The 19,492-nt window shown below is 69.6% G+C and carries 22 protein-coding genes, 1 pseudogene and 1 riboswitch; of the genes and pseudogenes, 11 read left to right on the forward strand and 12 right to left on the reverse strand.

Annotated features, from left to right (window positions below):
• Positions 1-41 precede the first annotated feature (41 nt).
• Both ABXJ52_RS16560 and ABXJ52_RS16565 read left to right on the forward strand, forming a co-directional pair.
• Entirely contained in the window at positions 42-344 is a 303-nt protein-coding gene (locus tag ABXJ52_RS16560) for a type II toxin-antitoxin system Phd/YefM family antitoxin (protein WP_367043189.1), read from the forward strand.
• Positions 338-442, forward strand: a pseudogene (locus tag ABXJ52_RS16565) (type II toxin-antitoxin system RelE/ParE family toxin); the annotation flags it as partial. The gene ABXJ52_RS16560 and the pseudogene ABXJ52_RS16565, both read left to right, overlap by 7 nt.
• A gap of 32 nt (positions 443-474) precedes the next feature.
• Here the strand turns inward: ABXJ52_RS16565 and ABXJ52_RS16570 are convergent.
• The 5 genes from ABXJ52_RS16570 to ABXJ52_RS16590 form a co-directional block, all read right to left on the reverse strand.
• On the reverse strand, positions 475-1,665 hold the full coding sequence (locus ABXJ52_RS16570) for an MFS transporter (RefSeq protein ID WP_367043192.1): 1,191 nt from the start codon (positions 1,663-1,665) through the stop codon (positions 475-477).
• 162 nt (positions 1,666-1,827) lie between these two features.
• On the reverse strand, positions 1,828-2,259 hold the full coding sequence (locus tag ABXJ52_RS16575) for a PIN domain-containing protein (protein WP_367043195.1): 432 nt from the start codon (positions 2,257-2,259) through the stop codon (positions 1,828-1,830).
• Positions 2,256-2,480, reverse strand: coding sequence for a type II toxin-antitoxin system VapB family antitoxin (locus ABXJ52_RS16580; RefSeq protein ID WP_367043198.1), 225 nt, complete (start codon positions 2,478-2,480; stop codon positions 2,256-2,258). Before ABXJ52_RS16580 ends, ABXJ52_RS16575 begins: the two co-directional genes overlap by 4 nt.
• An 86-nt stretch (positions 2,481-2,566) precedes the next feature.
• Positions 2,567-2,794, reverse strand: a complete 228-nt coding sequence (locus ABXJ52_RS16585) for a hypothetical protein (RefSeq protein WP_367043201.1) — start codon at positions 2,792-2,794, stop codon at positions 2,567-2,569.
• Positions 2,791-3,003 (reverse strand): hypothetical protein, encoded by a 213-nt coding sequence (locus ABXJ52_RS16590; RefSeq protein WP_367043204.1) that lies wholly within the window; start codon positions 3,001-3,003, stop codon positions 2,791-2,793. Before ABXJ52_RS16590 ends, ABXJ52_RS16585 begins: the two co-directional genes overlap by 4 nt.
• Positions 3,004-3,118: 115 nt before the next feature.
• Here ABXJ52_RS16590 and ABXJ52_RS16595 point away from each other — a divergent pair, with 115 nt between their 5' ends.
• The 5 genes from ABXJ52_RS16595 to ABXJ52_RS16615 all read left to right on the forward strand — a co-directional run bounded on the left by ABXJ52_RS16595 (position 3,119) and on the right by ABXJ52_RS16615 (position 7,737).
• Positions 3,119-3,961: a helix-turn-helix transcriptional regulator gene (locus ABXJ52_RS16595; RefSeq protein ID WP_367043206.1), complete on the forward strand. Its 843-nt coding sequence runs from the start codon at positions 3,119-3,121 to the stop codon at positions 3,959-3,961.
• Complete coding sequence (locus ABXJ52_RS16600; protein WP_367043208.1) at positions 3,945-4,208, forward strand: DUF397 domain-containing protein; 264 nt, start codon at positions 3,945-3,947, stop codon at positions 4,206-4,208. The genes ABXJ52_RS16595 and ABXJ52_RS16600 overlap by 17 nt, the downstream gene beginning before the upstream one ends.
• Positions 4,209-4,438: 230 nt before the next feature.
• On the forward strand, positions 4,439-5,308 hold the full coding sequence (locus tag ABXJ52_RS16605; protein WP_367043210.1) for a hypothetical protein: 870 nt from the start codon (positions 4,439-4,441) through the stop codon (positions 5,306-5,308).
• Between the two features lie 59 nt (positions 5,309-5,367).
• Positions 5,368-6,042: a Uma2 family endonuclease gene (locus tag ABXJ52_RS16610; protein WP_367043213.1), complete on the forward strand. Its 675-nt coding sequence runs from the start codon at positions 5,368-5,370 to the stop codon at positions 6,040-6,042.
• Between the two features lie 405 nt (positions 6,043-6,447).
• Entirely contained in the window at positions 6,448-7,737 is a 1,290-nt protein-coding gene (locus ABXJ52_RS16615) for a hypothetical protein (protein WP_367043217.1), read from the forward strand.
• Between the two features lie 112 nt (positions 7,738-7,849).
• On the opposite strand, the gene groL is transcribed toward ABXJ52_RS16615, so the two are convergent.
• The 4 genes from groL to thrC all read right to left on the reverse strand — a co-directional run bounded on the left by groL (position 7,850) and on the right by thrC (position 12,127).
• Positions 7,850-9,475, reverse strand: coding sequence for a chaperonin GroEL (groL, locus tag ABXJ52_RS16620; RefSeq protein WP_361194440.1), 1,626 nt, complete (start codon positions 9,473-9,475; stop codon positions 7,850-7,852).
• 324 nt (positions 9,476-9,799) lie between these two features.
• Positions 9,800-10,003, reverse strand: a complete 204-nt coding sequence (locus ABXJ52_RS16625; protein ID WP_005315736.1) for a cold-shock protein — start codon at positions 10,001-10,003, stop codon at positions 9,800-9,802.
• Positions 10,004-10,426: 423 nt separating this feature from the next.
• Positions 10,427-10,702, reverse strand: a complete 276-nt coding sequence (locus ABXJ52_RS16630; protein ID WP_367043229.1) for a MoaD/ThiS family protein — start codon at positions 10,700-10,702, stop codon at positions 10,427-10,429.
• Between the two features lie 105 nt (positions 10,703-10,807).
• Complete coding sequence (thrC, locus tag ABXJ52_RS16635; RefSeq protein WP_367043231.1) at positions 10,808-12,127, reverse strand: threonine synthase; 1,320 nt, start codon at positions 12,125-12,127, stop codon at positions 10,808-10,810.
• Positions 12,128-12,144: 17 nt separating this feature from the next.
• A riboswitch (SAM riboswitch) is annotated at positions 12,145-12,279 on the reverse strand.
• 190 nt (positions 12,280-12,469) lie between these two features.
• Between thrC and ABXJ52_RS16640 the strand changes: the two genes are divergently transcribed.
• The 3 genes from ABXJ52_RS16640 to ABXJ52_RS16650 all read left to right on the forward strand — a co-directional run bounded on the left by ABXJ52_RS16640 (position 12,470) and on the right by ABXJ52_RS16650 (position 15,611).
• A complete protein-coding gene (locus ABXJ52_RS16640; RefSeq protein WP_367043233.1) occupies positions 12,470-13,414 on the forward strand; it encodes a glucosyl-3-phosphoglycerate synthase in 945 nt (314 codons plus the stop codon).
• Positions 13,415-13,544: 130 nt separating this feature from the next.
• Positions 13,545-14,213, forward strand: coding sequence for a hypothetical protein (locus ABXJ52_RS16645; protein ID WP_367043235.1), 669 nt, complete (start codon positions 13,545-13,547; stop codon positions 14,211-14,213).
• A gap of 9 nt (positions 14,214-14,222) precedes the next feature.
• The gene (locus ABXJ52_RS16650) at positions 14,223-15,611 is read left to right on the forward strand and encodes a trehalose-6-phosphate synthase (protein ID WP_367043237.1); all 1,389 of its coding nucleotides are present in this window, start codon (positions 14,223-14,225) and stop codon (positions 15,609-15,611) included.
• Between the two features lie 209 nt (positions 15,612-15,820).
• Here the strand turns inward: ABXJ52_RS16650 and otsB are convergent, their stop codons facing one another.
• Genes otsB through ABXJ52_RS16665 form a run of 3 tightly spaced genes read right to left on the reverse strand, consistent with a single transcriptional unit; the run spans position 15,821 to position 18,240 of the window.
• Positions 15,821-16,681: a trehalose-phosphatase gene (gene otsB / locus ABXJ52_RS16655; RefSeq protein ID WP_367043239.1), complete on the reverse strand. Its 861-nt coding sequence runs from the start codon at positions 16,679-16,681 to the stop codon at positions 15,821-15,823.
• Between the two features lie 16 nt (positions 16,682-16,697).
• Positions 16,698-17,012, reverse strand: coding sequence for a DUF3263 domain-containing protein (locus tag ABXJ52_RS16660; protein ID WP_367043242.1), 315 nt, complete (start codon positions 17,010-17,012; stop codon positions 16,698-16,700).
• Positions 17,013-17,022: 10 nt separating this feature from the next.
• The gene (locus ABXJ52_RS16665) at positions 17,023-18,240 is read right to left on the reverse strand and encodes an extracellular solute-binding protein (protein ID WP_367049097.1); all 1,218 of its coding nucleotides are present in this window, start codon (positions 18,238-18,240) and stop codon (positions 17,023-17,025) included.
• Between the two features lie 180 nt (positions 18,241-18,420).
• Here ABXJ52_RS16665 and ABXJ52_RS16670 point away from each other — a divergent pair, with 180 nt between their 5' ends.
• The gene (locus ABXJ52_RS16670; protein WP_367043244.1) at positions 18,421-19,314 is read left to right on the forward strand and encodes a sugar isomerase; all 894 of its coding nucleotides are present in this window, start codon (positions 18,421-18,423) and stop codon (positions 19,312-19,314) included.
• Positions 19,315-19,492 lie beyond the last annotated feature (178 nt).

The raw sequence follows: 19,492 nt of genomic DNA on the forward strand, positions 1-19,492 counted from the left end.
GGATCACGCCGCGTGTACACGCTGATGCGTACGCTCGCCTCATGAGCGAGTACGTCACCGTCCGTGAAGCCCGCGCCCATCTCGCCGAGGTCGTCGACAAGGCCGAGGCGGGCGAAGTGACCGTGCTGACCCGTAAGGGGAAGCGCGTAGCGGCCTTGGTCCCCATCGAGGTCCTGGACGCACTCGACGAGGCGAGCGACGAGCTGGCCGCGCGCGAGGCCGAGCAGCATCGCGACGACCCCACCGTCAGCATGATCGAGCTCCTCGCGGACCTTTTCGAAGCGGACGGCGGCAAGGGCGAGGGCGACCCCGTGAACACGCCTTCCGCTTCACCCGCATCCTGACGGTTCTCACCGCACTCGGTGACGACCCACGTCGCGAAGACGCGGACAGCAAGAAACTCCCAGGCCATGACGGCCTGTACCGGCTGCGCGGCGGTAGCCGGCGTGACGTCTACCGCAACCTGTAGCGCGTCTACGTCCCCGCGCCCACCGGCCGCCGCAGCAAGTAGACCCCCGCGCCGGACACCAGAACCGCCATGCACGCGATGAACACAAGGCCCGCGCCCTCCAGGCCCATCGGGCCCGTCAGCAGGCCCACTCCGATCACCGGCAGTGAGATGCCCGTGTACGCGACCACGAACAGCGTCGAGATCACCGCCGCGCGCCGGTCCGTGGGGGATGCCGCGGCCACCGCCGACAGCGCCCCGCGGAATGCCAGGCCTTGCCCGCAGCCGCCGACCACCGCGCTGAGTACCACCAGCGCCAGCAGATCCCAGTGCAGCGCGCCCGCGAGCAACACGAGGCCTGCGAGGAGTGCGGCGCAGCCCAGGGGCAGTGACCGGCCCAGCCCGACCCGGCCGGTCGCCAACTGCCCTGCCGTGGAGGCGAAGAAGGCCAGCGCGACGACCAGGCCGCTGACCGCGTGGTTCTCCACGTCCAGGGACTCCGCGAGGAACGCCGGGCTCACCGACGTGAACACCCCGAACAGCGCGAACCCCACGAACGAGGCGATCCCCGCGGGCACGAACACCGCCCGCACCTGCGGCGGCACCCCGGGCCGCTGCGGCCGTACCGTGCTCAGCGGCCTCGGCTCCCGCACGGTCTCCGGGAGCCGCAGCAGGACGACGGCCGAGACGGCGACCAGCGCCAGGTGCACGGCGAACGGCAGGTACAGCGGCCAGTCCGCGTACTGCGCGAGCACACCTGCGAGCAGCGGCCCGCAGCCGAGGCCGCCCATGTTGGCTGCCGTCGCCACGAACGTGGCCCGGGAGGCGCCGACGTGCGGTGCCGTGTCCATCACGTACGCCGTTGCCGCCCCGGTGAACAGACCTGCGGACAGCCCCGAGAGCAGCCTCCCCGCGTACAACCAGCCCATCCCGACGGCGCACAGGAAGCAGACGGCGCTGGCCGCCGCGCAGCCCAGGCCCCACAGCAGGACGGGACGTCTGCCCACGACGTCCGAGACGTTGCCCGCGAGCAGCAGCACGCCGATGACCGCGAAGGCGTACACCGCGTACACGACGGTGACCGTCAGCTCGGAGAAGCCGAACTTGTCCTGGTAGAGGCTGTAGAGGGGAGTCGGCAGCGTGGTGCCCGCCATGCAGACGGCGAACACCGCCCCGCTGAGCAGACACTGCCGCCAACGTCGTTGATCAACGTCCATGCCGCCGACGCTAACCCCGGGCACCGCCTCGGCCCCGGATGGACGCCTGATTCCGAGGGCGTGGCGCGAGGCCATAATGTCGTTCACGACGTAGGGCGGTCCGGGTACGGAAGACTTGTACACGCATCGAAGACGCGGACGCCGTCCCACCCGGCGGCTTGATCACTGCGCCGGCTGCCCCAGCGGCCCCTCCCGCACATTGCGCTGGCGCACCTCGACGGCGAACCTCTCCGCCGTCACGAAGTCGTTGTCGTCGTGCACGATCACGAGACCGTGGTGAGCGGCAGTCGCACAGACCTGGAGGTCGACCGCCGACAGCGACTTGTGCGCGCCCTGCTCGGCGGCGCGCAGCTGCACGGCGCCGACCCACTTCGCCGCGCTCTTGGGGACGGAGACGTCTCGGTAGAGATCTCCCAGCAGAGCGCTGAACGTCTCGTACTCCTTGAGGCTCCTCGCGGATTTCAGGAACTCGGCACGCTGCGGGTAACACGAGCGGATTTCACCGTCCGCCGCCGCCTCGCGCCACGCGGCGGCAAGGGGGGCATCCCGCAGGAGCCGCCAAAGCGCCGAGCTGTCCACCAGGTACCGGCTCATTCGCGCGACGCCTCCTTCTCGGCGCGATGCGCTGCCTCTGCTCCCTCGACGTCCCAATCCTGGCCGAGCGCGATGAACCTGTCGTAGGCAGCGGCTCGCTGAAGCCGCTTGTTGTACTCCTCCAGCGCATGCGCGACAGCCGCCGTCTTCGTCCGGTGGCCGCCGAGACGCTTGGCGGTCTCCAGGGCCTCGTCGTCGATTTCGATGTGTGTCAGCGACATCTCGATCTCCCGCCATGTACATAGAGGGCCCACTTGTACCCCTCTGAGTGTACATAGCAGGGCCCCACCCTGCCGGTGCGATCCGCTCACGGCAGCCGCCTCTCCCGGTTCAGCCTGCGCACCCGCTCCCGCAGCACGTCCCCCGCCGGCGCCTCCCCGATCGACTCCGGCGGACAGTCCCACTCCCGGCCGCCACCGAGCGGTCTCAGCTGTACGAGGCCGCCCTCGCAGCCCATGACCTGGCCGACGCTGCCGTCCCGGTAATCGACGGCGTACGTCCCCGCCTCCGGCACCCCGGGGTCCTCCTCGTTCACCGCGAGCCCTCCACCACGGCGGCCAGGCGCAACGCCGTGTCGAGATTGCAGCGCCCCAACTCCACCAGCGGCAGGGCCCCTTCCGCCGCCGCCGTCAGCGGATCCATCCGCAGGGACGGCAGCGTGACCCCGGCCTCTTCGAGCCCCGCCCTCAACTGCCGCACGACCTCCTCCACCGCCCGCACCCGTTCCTCCGCCGTCAGCGCCATGACCTCCGCCTCTCACACTCGGTGTTGCCGTTTCCTCACTAAGCGTGTCCGGTACTGCGTAGCCTGAGAAGCAACCGCGTCCCAACAAACCGCCTTGTTGGATGAGGAGTTGCCCATGACCGGCCGCCGCAAGGACCTCGACCCCTCATCGAACCCCCGCGCCCTCCTCGGCTGCGAGTTGCGACACGCGCGCGAGCGGAAGGGGATCAGCCAAGAGGCCCTCGGCGCACCTCTGTTCGTCAGCGGTTCGTTCATCGGCCAACTGGAGGCGGGCACGCGGCGAATGCATCTGGAGTACGCCCACCACTTCGACGAGGTGCTGGATACGGGGGGCTTCTTCGCCCGCAACTGCCGGGCGGTCGCCAAGTCGAAGTACCCGGATCATTTTGCCGAGGCGGCGGAGGCGGAGGCGGTGGCTACGGGGATTCGGGAGTACGCGCCCTTGCTGATCCCCGGGTTGCTGCAAACAGAGGGGTACGCACGGGCCATGTTCCGGAGTGGGCGCCCGACGGCAACACCGGATGTCATTGACGAGTTGGTGAAAGCCCGTCTAGAGCGAGCGCACATCCTGCGCGATCCAACAACGCCGCTGTTGTGGGCGGTACTCGACGAGGCATCAATCCGCCGAGTGGTCGGCGGGCACGCCGTGATGGCCGAGGCCTTGCACCACGTCGCCGCACTCGGACGTCGCCACCGGGCGATCGTGCAGGTAATACCCTTTTCCGCAGGTGCCCACCCGCTCGTCCAGGGCTCCCTCAAGCTCATGACCTTTGAGAGTGCACCTCCGCTTGCCTACGCAGAGGGAGTCGAAACCGGGCGCCTTGAGGACGACCCAGCCACAGTCACACGGCAGACTCTGGCCTACGATTTGTTAGGGGCCAGCGCATTGTCACCACAAGCTTCCCTGGCTCTGATCGAATCAGTGGCAGAGGATTACGCCCATGAGGACCACCCCTGAGCACGACCTAAGCGCAGCTACTTGGCACAAGTCCACGTACAGCGGCCCTGACGGAGGCAACTGCCTGGAGATGGCCCGCTGGCGCAAGTCCACGCACAGCGGCGCCAGCGGCGGCGACTGCCTCGAAGTGGCCGACGGGCACCCGAACCTCGTCCCCGTCCGCGACTCCAAGAACCCCGCCGGCCCGAAGCTCGTGTTCCGGGCCACGGCCTGGTCCGCCTTCCTCGCGGACCTCAAGGACAGCTGACCCCGAAGCTCAAGCGCCGAGCCCCGAGCCCTCTTTTCAAGGAACGGGAGGCGGGCCTCAACCCGCCCTCCCTCCCTCGGAGTTGGCACAGTCGATCACTTTCGGGCTTCGACTTGCCACGCAGTGTGACGACGCTCTAGCGTGCCCGAATAACGAACGACCCCCGCCAGGTGCTAGCAACACCTGCGGGGGTCTGCCCAACAAGATCGAATAACAGAGGTTCGATCCATATGGATGCCATCCAGCTTAGTGCTGCCGTGCGCCCGACGCACGCGACTCCCCACCCCCTCGCCAATCCGGGTTACGGCAAGCGCTCCGCGCCGGACCAACAACCCCGCACGGCCAACGACTTCACCCACCTCCCACCCCGCGAAGCCGCCATCGCAGCCAGCATCGACCGGCTGCCCGACGGCGCGGACATCTCCGTAAAGACCCTGGCCAAGCACCTCCCGTACGGCCAGTGCGCCCTCCGCACCGCCCTCAACAGGCTCCAGGCGGCCGGGCACTTGAGGCGGGGCAGGGAACACGTATACGGAAGTGGCAGCGCTCGCTGGATCACCCGAACGTGGTTCTCGCGGACGGCGCGGGACGACACCTGGTGGACGGCATTCACGCGCGGCGAGGTACCGGACCCGGAGCCGGACAGACCCCAACGCCCCACCCGCAGCCGCGCGTTCATCCTCCTCGCAGCCCTCGGCCGGACGGCCCCCGCACTGTCCCTCTCGTACGCGGACTGCGTCGCCCTGGAACCCCAGCTCACGGAGTGGTTCACGCGCGGCGCCACGGAGCCGGACATCCTCCGCGCCCTCACGGCAGGACTCCCCACCCCGGTCCACAGCCCGGCGGCCCTCATCCGCAGCCGCCTCACGACCAAGCTCCCGCCGGCACCAGTCCCCCGCCCCGCGCTCCGCGTCCTGGAGTGCGGGAGTTGCGGAACCCCCGGCCGCCCGGAGGCCCTGCCCGGCGGCACCTGCGGCCCGTGCCGGGGCGAACGGAGCCCGGCACCCCGCACAGCGCCGCTCCCACCCGCAGCGGTCCACGCCCACGCGGCGGCGGCCCGCAATGCAGCTGTCAGCTCACAGGAAAGGACACACGCATGACCGCTCCAACGGTCCGCCGACACACAGCCGGGGCACGATGGAAGGGAGGAGGCACCACCATGACCCCTGGCACCGATGAGCGCCCCCAGATGTCCGTCGAGGAATTCGAAGAGCTGGACCGGCTGGCCCCAGAGACCGTGCGTCTCGAATTCCTCGGCGGCCGGGTGTACGTCAAGCACGGCCCGATCGACGTCGAGGACTTCGAGGAGCTCGCCCGCGTGGCCCCCGAGACAGTCACGCTCGAACTCATCAACGGAAAGCTTGAGGTCAAGCCCGTGCCGGACGGCGACCACGGATCGATCGTCATGTGGGTGCTTCGGCAATGCATGATGCAGCGCCCCGAACTGGCCCTGCACCTGGAGCAGGGTCTGCGCGTCGACACGTACCGGAAGGGCTGCATCAGGCCGGACGGCTCTCTGACCCCGGTCGACTACTTCGCCGGACAAGGCGAGTGGGCATCCCCCGACGGCGTACTGATGGCCGTCGAGGTGACTTCCCGCGACCGGGACACCGATCGCCGCGACCGACAGGACAAGCCGCGCGCCTACGCCTACGTCGGCATCCCTGTCTATCTGCTCATCGACCGTGAGAACCACACCGTCGTCGTGTACAGCTCACCGGAAAACGGCGTCTACCAGAGCCGCCGCCCATTCCACTACGGCTCCACCGTCCGCCTCCCCGCCCCAGTAGCCATCACTCTAGAAACCGAAAAGCTCAAGGACTATGCCAACTGATCCCACCCCCTGGCCCCGGCAGGCAGGTCCCCGCCGTCCACCGAGGGCCCAGGCCGCGTCTGAGGAGTACGCGAGCGGTGGCGGCATGCGGCACAGTCAGGGACCCCCGCGCGAAGGCTGAACCGGCCCCCTCCCGGTCGCCTTCGCGACATACTTCCCCGGCCCCGGCAGGCCCCCTCAGGCCCCGCTGACCGAGTTCCGCCGCTGACACGACCGCCGCCCGGCCGTCGACCACGGCGCCCCGAAGACTCCCCGGCCGACGCAGTGCAAATGCCGCCATTTCCCCTCTGTCCGAAAGGACCCCGCTCCCCGCGCGGAAACCTGAGACCACCTTCCGGCACCTACGTGACGTATCGAGGATGGCACCGAACGTCATCGAAGCGGCACAACCGGAGGGGACCCTTCATGACCGACCGCAGCGGGCCCAACCAGCCCCACGAGCCCCACGAGTCCAACGAGTCCAACGACCCCCACGAGCCCACCGAAGAGCAGATCATCGAGGCCTGGCGGTCCGCCGCCCACATCACCCTGGCTCCCGGCCCCCAGGAGGTGTCCGAGGCGGCCCCCACCCCGGACCAGGAGTGGACGCTGCCGGGCGGCAGGGCCTGGGTGTACCTCGCCGACCCCGGGCAAGGGCTCACCAAGCCCGTGATCCTCGCCGACGGCTTCAGCGCGGGACCGAGCGACCTGGACTTCCTCTACGAAGGCCTGGACCGCGGCGAGTACGCGCTCATCAGCGAGCTGCGGACGCGCGGCAGGGACGTCATCATCCTCGGCTTCGACGAGCGCAGCGCCTCCATCCTGGACAACGCCGTGGCGGCGCGCTCGGCGATCCAGGAGGCGATCGCGCGGCGCACCGGCGACCACCCGCTGACCGTAGGCGGCTTCAGCATGGGCGGCCTGGTCACGCGGTACGCGCTCGCCAAGATGGAACACGACGGCGTCGACCACCAGACCGCGCTGTACCTCTCCTACGACAGCCCGCACCGCGGGGCCTGGATCCCGATCGGGCTCCAGTCGTTCGCGCACTACATCCGGCGGCTCAACGCGGCCTTCTCGAACCAGATGAACAGCCCGGCCGCGCGCCAGCTCCTGTGGCAGCACATCGCGGAGTGGGACGACACCCCGGAGACCGACAAGGAGCGCGTCGAGTTCCTCGCCGAGCTGGAGCGGGTCGGCGGCTGGCCGAGCCGCCCGCGGAAGATCGGCGTCGCCAACGGCGTACGTACCGGCGTCGCCAACGGCATCACCCCGGGGCGGCGGGCGTTCCGCGGCAAGGGCCTCGCCATCACCGGCACCCACCTCCACACGCAGCCCGAGGGGGTGGATCAACTGGTCGCCCAGCTACGGGTGGTGACCCTGCGCAAGCCGCAGATCCGCACCTCGGGCCTGCCCGAGATCGACGGCGCACCCGGCGGCACCCTGGAGGGCTTCGGCATCCTCGCCGACGAGCTGAACAGCATCCCCGCGATCATCGGCCTCGGCGCGGAGGCCGAGATCCGCGAACACTGCTTCGTACCCTCCGTCAGCGCGATCGCCCTGCGCGACATCAACACCCACGAGAACCTGCACACCCCGTTCCCGGAACAGTCCGAGGACAGCGAGTTGGACGAGTACCTCTGCGCCACCCACAACGAGCCCCACACCCTGATCACGCAAGAACTCTGCACCTGGCTGCTCGACCGCCTGCCGTAGTCACGCACAGCTGCACGGCTCCGGAAACGCCCGAGGGCGGCACCCCTTCGTGAGAAGGAGTGCCGCCCTCGGTTCGCGTGAAGCGATGAACCGCTGATCAACCAGAGGTCGATCAGAAGTCCATGTCACCGCCCGGCATGCCGCCGCCGGCCGGGGCAGCGCCCGCCTTCTCCGGCTTGTCGGCGATGACGGCCTCGGTGGTGAGGAACAGCGCGGCGATGGACGCGGCGTTCTGCAGGGCGGAGCGCGTGACCTTCGCCGGGTCGAGGATGCCCTCGGCGATCATGTCCACGTACTCACCGGTCGCGGCGTTCAGGCCGTGGCCGACGGTGAGGTTGCGGACCTTCTCGACGACGACGCCGCCCTCAAGGCCGCCGTTGACGGCGATCTGCTTGAGCGGGGCCTCCAGGGCGAGCTTCACGGCGTTGGCGCCGGTCGCCTCGTCACCCTCGAGCTCCAGCTTCTCGAAGACGGCGGCGGCCTGCAGCAGCGCCACGCCACCACCGGCGACGATGCCCTCTTCGACGGCCGCCTTCGCGTTGCGAACGGCGTCCTCGATGCGGTGCTTGCGCTCCTTGAGCTCGACCTCGGTCGCGGCACCGGCCTTGATGACCGCAACACCGCCGGCGAGCTTCGCCAGGCGCTCCTGCAGCTTCTCGCGGTCGTAGTCGCTGTCCGAGTTCTCGATCTCGGCGCGGATCTGGTTGACGCGGCCCTGGACCTGGTCGCTCTCACCGGAGCCGTCGACGATCGTCGTCTCGTCCTTGGTGATGACGACCTTGCGGGCGCGGCCGAGCAGGTCGAGACCGGCGTTCTCCAGCTTGAGGCCGACCTCCTCGGAGATGACGGTGCCACCGGTGAGGATGGCGATGTCGCCGAGCATGGCCTTGCGGCGGTCACCGAAGCCCGGGGCCTTGACGGCGACGGACTTGAAGGTGCCACGGATCTTGTTGACGACCAGGGTCGACAGGGCCTCGCCCTCGACGTCCTCGGCGATGATCAGCAGCGGCTTGCCGGACTGCATGACCTTCTCGAGGAGCGGAAGGAGGTCCTTCACGTTCGAGATCTTCGAGTTCACGATCAGGATGTACGGGTCGTCGAGCGACGCCTCCATACGCTCCATGTCCGTGGCGAAGTACGCCGAGATGTAGCCCTTGTCGAAGCGCATGCCCTCGGTGAGCTCAAGCTCGAGACCGAAGGTCTGCGACTCCTCGACGGTGATGACGCCTTCCTTGCCGACCTTGTCCATCGCCTCGGCGATGAGCTCGCCGATCTGGGTGTCGGCGGCGGAGATGGAGGCGGTCGAAGCGATCTGCTCCTTGGTCTCCACGTCCTTGGCCTGCTCGAGCAGGGCGCCCGAGACGGCCTCGACGGCCTTCTCGATGCCGCGCTTGAGGGCCATCGGGTTGGCACCGGCGGCTACGTTGCGAAGGCCCTCGCGGACCAGCGCCTGCGCCAGGACGGTCGCGGTCGTCGTGCCGTCACCGGCGACGTCGTCCGTCTTCTTCGCGACCTCCTTGACCAGCTCGGCGCCGATCTTCTCGTACGGGTCCTCGAGCTCGATCTCCTTGGCGATGGAAACACCATCGTTGGTGATCGTGGGGGCGCCCCACTTCTTCTCGAGGACGACGTTGCGACCCTTGGGGCCCAGGGTCACCTTGACGGCGTCGGCGAGCTGGTTCATGCCGCGCTCGAGGCCGCGCCGTGCCTCCTCGTCGAACGCGATGATCTTGGCCATGTGAAGTGGTCCTCCCGGACAGGGGTGGCATGCTCCGGATCGCGCCAGTGCCCGCGACGGACGGCCTGCAAACCTTGTGGTTCCTTGCCCCACCCGGCCTGCGGGCCTCACCGACCCGATCCAAGTTCTGTCACTCTCACTCGGAGAGTGCTAAGCCCAATGATTAGCACTCGACCCCTACGAGTGCAAGCGCCTCTCACGGATCTCAGACGTACGAGGGGGGTGCGTCCCCGGCCGGGCCGCCGGGGGACGCACGAGGGCCCGCACCCCTGTCGGGATGCGGGCCCTCGTCACTCGCTAAGTCGCTGGCCGATCGCGCCGAGATCAGACGGCGAGCTTGACCATGTCCGCCTGCGGACCCTTCTGGCCCTGCGAGATCTCGAACTCCACTCGCTGACCTTCTTCAAGGGTGCGGTAGCCGTCCATCTGAATCGCGCTGTAGTGGACGAAAACATCCGCACCACCGTCGACCGCGATGAAGCCGTACCCCTTCTCCGCGTTGAACCACTTGACGGTGCCCTGAGCCATGCCTAACTCCCCTATTACTGGCCCTTGCACGGGCCCGCACTTCGCGGACCCGGGTCAGACCTCACCCCCCCAATGGGTTGTGGAGGCGTGCGCCGGAACGCGTCGACCGCGGCTGAATGTATCTGTCCAACTGCCCTCTGCAACAGGTCAATCGGACGAGAATTCTGGGCACGCCTGATCGGTAATATGCGGAGAATTCGCCGGAGTTCAGGGCAAGTCGGGCCAGACAAATGCCACGGAGGGGGCAAATGGGCAGTGCACTTTGGCTACTTCTTGTCGCCCTCAGGGCGACTTCGTATATGCGCTCGGCACAAACAGGAAGCTCGCTTCCCAACTGTACCGCGCTCAATCGCATGGAATTGCCCCCTCCGCTTCTCTCGCGGAGGGGGCAATGTCAATTACGCAGGGTGTTTCTTTAAAGGATCAACCACCGGCGACGGCGGGGATGATGGAGACCCCCGCGCCGTCCGGCGTCGCGGTCTCAAGACCCTGCTCGAAGCGCACGTCGTCGTCGTTCACGTAGACGTTCACGAAGCGCCGCAGCTTGCCCTGGTCGTCCAGGACGCGCGCCGCGATACCGGTGTGGTTCTTCTCCAGGTCGGCGATGACCTCGGAGAGAGTCGCCCCCTCGGCGGCGACCTCGGACTGACCGCCGGTGTAGGTGCGAAGAATGGTGGGGATGCGGACCTTGACGCTCATTGATTCACCTCGGTAGTTCAGGAGGGGCGCCCGTGAGGGGCGCCCCGTCAGGGGCGCGGGGAACTGCGCGACCAGCCACGACGGCCCCGCAGTCAGCGAACAAGCTCAGCCTGCGAGCCCGGCGGCGCGAAACGCGTCAAGGCTGGGGCGAATCGTGGCGGTCGCCTGAGACGTCTCGGCGACCGCGTCGAGAGTCTTGAGGCCGTCACCGGTGTTCAGCACGACCGTGGTCAACGCCGGGTCGATGAGCCCCGCCTCGATCAGCTTCTTGGTGACGCCCACGGTCACACCGCCCGCGGTCTCCGCGAAGATCCCCTCGGTCCGGGCGAGCAGCTTGATCGCGGAGACGACCTGCTCGTCGTTCACGTCCTCCACCGCCCCGCCCGTGCGACGCGCGATGTCGAGCACGTACGGCCCGTCGGCGGGGTTGCCGATGGCCAGCGACTTGGCGATGGTGTCCGGCTTCTGCGGACGCACGACGTCGTGCCCGGCCTTGAAGGCGGTGGACACCGGCGAGCAGCCCTCGGCCTGGGCGCCGAAGATCTTGTAGGGCTTGTCCTCGACGAGGCCGAGGGCGATCAGCTCCTTCAGACCCTTGTCGATCTTCGTGAGCTGCGAGCCGGAGGCGATCGGGATGACCAGCTGGTCGGGCAGGACCCAGCCGAGCTGCTCGCAGATCTCGTACGCGAGGGTCTTGGAACCCTCGCCGTAGTACGGCCGCAGGTTCACGTTCACGAAGCCCCAGCCCTCGCCCAGCGGGTCGCCGATGAGCTCGGAGCAGAAGCGGTTCACGTCGTCGTAGTTGCCCTCGATGCCGACGAGCTCGCCGCCGTAGACCGCGGCCATGACGACCTTGCCCTGCTCCAGGTCGTGTGGGATGAACACGCAGGAGCGGAAGCCGGCGCGGGCCGCGGCGGCGCCGACGGCGCCGGCGAGGTTGCCGGTGGAGGAGCAGGAGAGCGTGGTGAAGCCGAAGGCGCGCGCCGCCTCGATGGCCTGCGCCACGACGCGGTCCTTGAAGGAGTGCGTGGGGTTGCCGGAGTCGTCCTTGACGAACAACTTGCCCTGCTCGACGCCGAGTTCGCGGGCGAGGTTGTCGGCCTTGACGAGCTTGGTCCAGCCGGGGTTGATGTTCGGCTTCTCGGCGACGTCCGCGGGGACGGGCAGGAGCGGGGCGTAGCGCCAGATGTTGTCCGGACCGGCCTCGATCTGCTTACGCAGCGCCTCGGGGTCACCGGTCGGCAGGTCGTACGCGACTTCGAGCGGGCCGAAACAGGCCTGACAGGCGAAGATCGGGCCCAGCGCGTAGAGCTCGCCGCACTCGCGGCAAGAGAGGCCCGAAGCGGGGCCGAGGTCCACGGACCCACTGTGGGAAGGCGTGGTGGAGGGGGTGGTGTCGAACGTTCCGACAGTCTGCGCAGCCATGGAGGCGAGGCCCTTTCTCCTCATCTTCCTCGCGGCGCATCTCGCCGCGAGACGGAATTGGCACCTTCCCCACCGAGACCTCGCGTGCGTGGTCGGCGGGATGGTTGCCGGGGCTTCAACGGGCCGTATCCCTCTGCCCCTCTGGATGAGCGGTATGGCGCCGGGCTTCAGGGGCCCGGGGCGTTTGTCGCGCGATGACCCCGGCATGCGATGGTCATCGGCGTTGTTCAAGACTGTAACCGACGGCCTGGACCCTTGAGATAGTCGTCCGAACGGCGAGATGGATCACACCCAGGCCACGGACCGGGCCGCACGTCGGGCCACACACAGGAGGAGCCACCCGTGCTGGAAGAGGCCGAGCGCTGGCTGACCAGGCGTTCCTGGTCGGTTGCGGACCGTCCGCTCAGCGCGCTGCTGGACGCCAAACGGGCGTCGGGAGCCTCGGTGAGCGTCGTCCTGCCCGCCCTCGACGAGGAGGGGACGGTCGGCGCGATCGTCGCCGAGATCCGCCGCGAGCTGGTGGAGAAGGCGGCCCTCGTGGACGAGCTCGTGGTGATCGACTCCGGCTCGAAGGACCGCACGGCCGAGGTCGCCCGGGAGGCGGGCGCGCGGGTCGTGCACCGGGACGAGATCCTGCCGCGCCTCCCGGCCGTGCCCGGCAAGGGCGAGGTGCTGTGGCGCTCACTCCTGGTGACCGGCGGCGACATCGTCGCGTTCGTCGACGCGGACCTGAGGGAGTTCTCGGCGGACTTCGTGACCGGGATAGTGGGCCCCCTCCTGACCGATCCCGACGTGGACTTCGTGAAGGCGATGTACGACCGCCCGCTGGCCGGAACCGCCGATCAGGGCGGCCGGGTGACCGAGCTGATGGCGCGCCCGCTGCTCAACATGCACTGGCCCCAGCTCGCGGGCTTCGTCCAGCCGCTGGGCGGCGAGTACGCGGCACGCAGGTCCCTCCTGGAGCGGCTGCCGTTCCCCGTCGGTTACGGGGTGGAGCTCGGCCTGCTCGTCGACGCGCTGCACACCGTGGGCCTGGACGCGCTCGCGCAGGTCGATGTCGGTGTGCGCAAGCACCGGCACCAGGACGGGCAGGCGCTCGGCCGGATGGCCGCGGCGATCTACCGGACGGCGCAGCTGCGGCTCGCGCGCGGCCATCTCGTACGGCCCGAGCTCACCCAGTTCGAACGGGGCGAGCAGGGGTTCGAGCCGCGGACCCATTCGGTGGACACGGAGGAGCGCCCGCCGATGCGCGGCATCGCGGAGTACACGGCACGCCGCGTGGCGTAACACCCCAAGCCGGGCATTTTGTCTACATTCCCCATTTATGTGGGTCCTTGTGTGGTTCAGACAGGTATGGGTCAGCCAGGTATGGGTCAGACAGGCAATGGGAAACGCGCCCCGCGTCGGTGCCATGGCCATGGCCACGGCCACCCTCGCGGCCGGAGCGCTCGGCGCCGCGGCCGTGCCCGCCGCGGCGGAGACCGAAGGCAGCGGCAACGGCACCGCCCGCACCGGGCGTGAGCAGCCGGACGTCACCATCACCACCGTGCCCGCGAAGCGGACCGCGCCGGTGTGCAGTGACGTCTGGACCACCATCGTCCTCGCGAACCCCTCGGAAAGACCGCGCACGGGGGCCGTCGCGTCCTGGCCGGCGACGCCCGGCTCGAAGAAGCCGGTGGCGAGCAGCGGCGAGGTCACCACACAGGGACGGACGTACGTGTGGAAGGGCGACGTCCACCAGCGCGGCAAGGTCACCGTCACCCAGCGGCTGAAGACGCCCTGCACCTCCGGTGAGGCGCGCGCGATCACCGTGACGGCACCCGGCAGCAACTGCCCCGCGACCGTCCGGGGCGGCGGCGCCCCGTGCACGTCGGCGATCCTCGCCCAGCGGGTGCAGGCGCGGCCGGCCCCGCAGCGGCAGGAGGAGCCGGTGGGGATGGCGAGCGGGCCCCGGGGGCTCGCCGAGACGGGCGACGAGTCGGACACGATGCTGTACGCGGGTCTCGCGATCGCCCTGTGCACACTGGGGGCGCTCGCGGTGGCGGCGGCGAGAAGCAGACGTTTGAGCCCTCCCCCGAAGGGCTAGGTTCGCCACATGGTCTCCGAGCACGCCGCCCAGGTCCTCGTCGCGTCCAACCGCGGCCCCGTCACGTACACCCTTGAAGAGAACGGGGAACTGACGGCCAAGCGGGGCGGAGGCGGACTCGTCTCGGGTCTGAGCGCGATCGGGGACGATGCGGATGCCCTGTGGGTCTGCGCGGCGCTGGGCGACGGCGACCGGGAAGCCGTGCGGCGCGGGGTCGGTGAGCCGGGCGTGCGGATGCTCGACATCGATCCGCAGGTGCACGCCGACGCGTACAACGGGATCGCGAACTCGGTGCTGTGGTTCGTCCACCACATGCTCTACCAGACCCCGCTCGAACCGGCCTTCGGCCCGGAGTTCCGGGCGCAGTGGGCGTCGTACGAGACCTACAACCGCGCTTTCGCCGAGGCACTCGCCGAGAGCGCCGCGGCGGGCGCGGCGGTCCTCGTCCAGGACTACCACCTGGCGCTGGTGCCGGGGATGCTGCGCGAGCTCCGTCCCGACCTGCGCATCGGCCACTTCTCGCACACGCCGTGGGCGCCGGTCGACTACTTCCGGATGTTGCCGGACGACGTCGCCGAGCAGCTGCTTCGCGGCATCCTCGGGGCCGACCGGGCGGCGTTCCTCACGGGCCGGTGGGCGGACGCGTTCACGGAGTGCTGCGTGGCCGTCCTCGGCGGTACGACCGGTACGCGGATCGGGGTGCACGGCCTGGGCGCGGACGCGGATTTCCTGCGGGAGCGGTCGCGGCGGGCGGACGTGGAGGAACGTCTTGTCGCGCTGCGGGAGCAGATCGGGGGCTCCGGCGACCGGAAGGTGATCGTCCGCGTCGACCGGACGGAACTGTCGAAGAACATCGTGCGGGGCCTGCTCGCCTACCGCGAGCTCCTTGAATCCCGCCCCGAGTGGCGGGAGCGGGTGGTACACGTCGCCTTTGCGTACCCCTCGCGGCAGGACCTCTCGGTGTACCGCGACTACACGGCGGAGGTGCAGCGGGTCGCCGACGAGATCAACTCCCGCTTCGGGGTGGAGGGCTGGACCCCGGTCGTCCTCCACGTGAAGGACGACTTCGCCCGTTCCCTGGCGGCGTACCGCCTCGCGGACGTGGCGCTGGTGAATCCCATCCGGGACGGCATGAACCTCGTGGCCAAGGAGGTGCCGGTCGTCTCGGACGAGGGGTGCGCTCTTGTCCTGTCACGGGAGGCGGGGGCGTACGAGGAGCTGGGCGAGGACGCGATCGTCGTCAACCCGTACGACGTGACGGGCACGGCTGCGGCGTTGCACGCGGCGCTGACGATGCCTCTGGAGGAGCGGGCGGAACGCACGAAACGCCTCGCGGCGGCGGCTACGGCTCTCCCCCCGGCCCAGTGGTTCCTGGACCAGCTGCGGGCGCTGGGGTAGGGCGACCCTGCGGGGCTCTCCCCAATCCCGCCCCTTCCCGGCTGTATCTATTGGCGGCTCCGCCGCGGAGGGGGCTCCGCCCCAGACCCCGCTCCTCAAACGCCGGAGGGGCTGAATCTTTCAGCCCCTCCGGCGTTTGAGGAGGGCCCTCGCGCCGAGCGAGTTTTCGGGAAGGGGCGGGGTTGGGGACTCGAAAAGTCTGTCCGCCCTCACCCCAGTTGAGCCGCGATGGCGGAGAGTAGCTGCACCACGCCCTGGGGCCCGTCCACCACCACATCGGCCCGCTCCGCCAGCTCCACCACCTCCGCACTGCCACTGCACACCAGCAGCCCCCGCACCTGGTCGGAGCGGAGCTTCTCCACCGCCGCGAAAGCGGGGAGATCGCCCAAGTCGTCGCCCGCGTACAAAACACTCTCCGCGCCGACCTCCCGTACGTAGTCGGCGAGGGCCACCCCCTTGTCCATGCCCGGCGGGCGCAACTCCAGGACCATGCGGCCCGGTTCGACGATCAGGCCGTGGCGGGACGCCAGCTCCGCCAGCGGGTCGCGCAGCGCCTCGAAGGCGGCCTGCGGGTCGGCCGCGCGGCGGGTGTGGACGGCCACCGCGCGGCCCTTCTCCTCTATCCACGTACCGCGCCAGGCGCCGATCGTGTCCAGGAACCCCGGCAGTTCGGCGCGCACGGCGGCCACCCCGGGGTGCGGCTCGGCCGCGTGCACGGTGGCGGAGACGGCGTCCCAGCGCTCGGCGCCGTAGTGCCCGAGCACGACGAGGTGTTCGAGGCCCGGAACGCCCGCGAGGCCGCCGTGGCGCACCGCCACGCCCGCGGGGCGCCCGGTGACGACGGCGACGGACAGCACCTTCGGCGCGAGCGCGGCGAGGGCGGGGACGGCGTCGGGGTGGGCGCGGGCCTGCTCGGGGTCGGGCACGATCGGGGCGAGCGTGCCGTCGAAGTCGAGCGCGATCACGGTTTTCCCGGGCCGCGCGAGAAGCGCGGCCAGGCCCTCGCGCCCCGCGGGGGTCACGGGCTCGGGCAGCTCGGGAGAGTTCGGCGAATACTCAAGGTCACCCATGGGCCCGACCCTACGCTCAACGCTCCTTGCGCCGGGACTCCCTGACCCGCCGAAGCCGGTTGACGGTGACCGGATCGTGCGCGAGGGCGCGGGGATCGTCGAGCAGGGCGTTCAGGAGCTGGTAGTAACGCACCGGCACCAGGCCGAGCTGCTCGCGCACCGCCCGCTCCTTGGCGCCGGGACCGGTCACCCAGTCGCGGCGCTCAAGGGCGAGGATCGCGCGATCGCGCTCGGAGAGACCGGTGTCGGGGAACGCGTCGCCGGAGGAATCGGCGGGATCGGAGGGATCGGCGGGATCCGTGGCGTCCTTGGCGTTTTTGGCGTCCGTCATGCCGGCCACGCTATTCCGAGTTCTCCTCGGTGGCCGCCTTGGACTGGATCTGGCCGAGGATCGACGCCGGATTGCCGTTCTCGTCGACGGTCTTGCCGATGTACTTCTTGACGTCGACGGACACCTGCGCCCAGGACGTCTTGCCGACGGGGTACAGCTGCGAGGTGGGCAGCTCGTCGAGGAACTCGGCGAGCGCCTTGTCGTTCTTGTTGCCCGTCATCTGCTCGGCGGCGGTGTTCGTCACGGGCAGCAGGTCGTACTCGCGCGAGAAGTCCAGGACGTTCTCGGTGCTGTAGGCGAAGTCGAGGAACTTGCCGACCTCCTCGCGGTGGCCCTTCTGCTTGAAGGCCATCATCCAGTCGGCGACGCCCATCGTGGCCTGGGCCTTGCCGTTCACGCCGGGCATCGGCACCATGCCGTACTTCACGCCCTTCTTGGCAGCCATCTGCATCAGCGTGGGATGGCCGTTGAGCATGCCGACGTCGCCGCGCGTGAAGGCGGCGAAGGCCTCGGCGCGGTCGAGCTTGGCGGGGGGCGTGGGGCCCGTCAGGCCCTTGCCGACGAGCTCGTCCTTCAGCCAGGTGAAGGTCTTCACGTTCTGCGGGGAGTCGATGTCGTACGTGCCGACGTTGTCGGTGTAGCCGCCGCCTCCGCTGAGCAGCCACTGCATCGTCTCGGCCTGCGCCTCTTCCTTGCCGAGCGGCAGGGCGTAGGGGATCTTCACGCCGCGCGCCTTGAGTGTCCTGGCGGCGGCCGCGAGATCGCTCCAGCTCTGCGGCGGGGTGAGTCCTGCGTCCTTGAAGATCTTCTCGTTGTAGAAGAGCAGGCGCGTGGAGGAGGCGAACGGCATGCCGTACTGGACGCGCTTGAGCTCGCCCGCCTCGGAGAGGGGGGCCATGAAGTCGGCCTGGGTGGAGATGGAGACCAGGTCTTCGGTGCGGTACAGCTTGTCCTGCGCGGCGTAGTCGGCGTAGGCGCCGATCTGGGCCATGTCGGGGGCGTCGCCGGCCTTGACCATTTCCTTGACCTTGCGGTCCACGTCGGTCCAGGAGTAGACGTCGACGTCGACCTTGATGCCGGGGTTCTTGGCCTCGAACTTCTTGGCGAGCTCGTCCCAGTACTTCTGGGAGCTGTTGGCCTTGGAGTCGCCGTAGTCGGCGGCCACCAGCTTGAGGGTGACGTCGCCGGAGTCGCCCGGACCGCCGCAGCCGGCGAGTACCGCCGCCATGCCCAGTGCGGCTATCGCCGCGGTCAGTCCTGTCGCGCGCCGCTGCACAGCTGTTCCCACCCTCGATGATCTTCGTGAACTGCGATTTTCCCTCGTGTATGGACACGAGGTCTACACCACCTCAGTATCGCTTGTGCAACGGCGTACCAATGACGTCCCACCGGCAAGGAGCCCTGACGCATGTCGCGTACCGCAGCAGAGATCGCAACGCAGCCCGCCTGCTGGCACCGGGCGGCCGAGGCCGCGCTCGCCTTCGACGGGCTGCCGCGGCCGGGCGAGCGGGTGGCTGTCACCGGGTGCGGGACGTCGTGGTTCATGGCCATCGCGTACGCGGCGCTGCGCGAGGCCGCCGGGCAGGGTGAGACGGACGCGTTCGCGTCGTCGGAGTTCCCCGCCGGGCGGACGTACGACCGGGTGGTGGCCATCACGCGTTCCGGTACGACGACCGAGGTCCTGGAACTCCTCGGCGAGCTGAAGGGCACGGTCCCGACCACGGCGCTCACCGCCGATCCGAAGACGCCGGTCATGGAAGCGGCGGACTCGGTGGCGGTCCTGGACTGGGCGGACGAGGAGTCGGTCGTCCAGACCCGCTTCGCGACGACGGCCCTGGCCTTCCTGCGGGCCGGGCTCGGCGACGTCCCCGGCGTGAAGCCGGTCGCCGAGGCGGCGGCGGACGCGGAGCGCGCGGTGCGGGACCCGCTGCCTGCCGCTGTCGTGGAGGCCGAGCAGTGGACGTTCCTGGGCCGCGGCTGGACGTACGGCCTCGCCCTGGAGGCGGCGCTGAAGATGCGGGAGGCGGCGGGCGCCTGGACGGAGTCGTACCCGGCGATGGAGTACCGCCACGGGCCGATCGCCATCACCGGCCCCGGCCGGGTGGCGTGGATGTTCGGGGCACTTCCGGAGGGGCTCGCGGGGGATGTCGCCCGGGTGGGCGGCGAACTGGTGACCCACCGGACCATGGACCCCATGGCGGACCTGATCCGGGCCCAGCGGCTAGCGGTGGCCCTGGCAGAAGCACGGGGCTACGACCCGGACCGCCCGCGGAACCTGACGCGGAGCGTGATCTTGGGCTGAGGGGGGTGCCAGGCCCGCCCGCCCCGGGGGGCGTTGGCAATCACCTTTCGGTGGGTGGGCGGCTGCCCCCGAACCGCCGCTTCGCGGCGGATGTCTCCCTCCCACCCACCCGATCACCCAGCAGCACCCCAACCCCGAACGACGCACCACCTCCCACCCACCCGGGCTCCGCCGCGCA

Origin of the sequence: Streptomyces sp. Je 1-332, from assembly GCF_040730185.1 — a bacterium.
Taxonomy (GTDB): domain Bacteria; phylum Actinomycetota; class Actinomycetes; order Streptomycetales; family Streptomycetaceae; genus Streptomyces.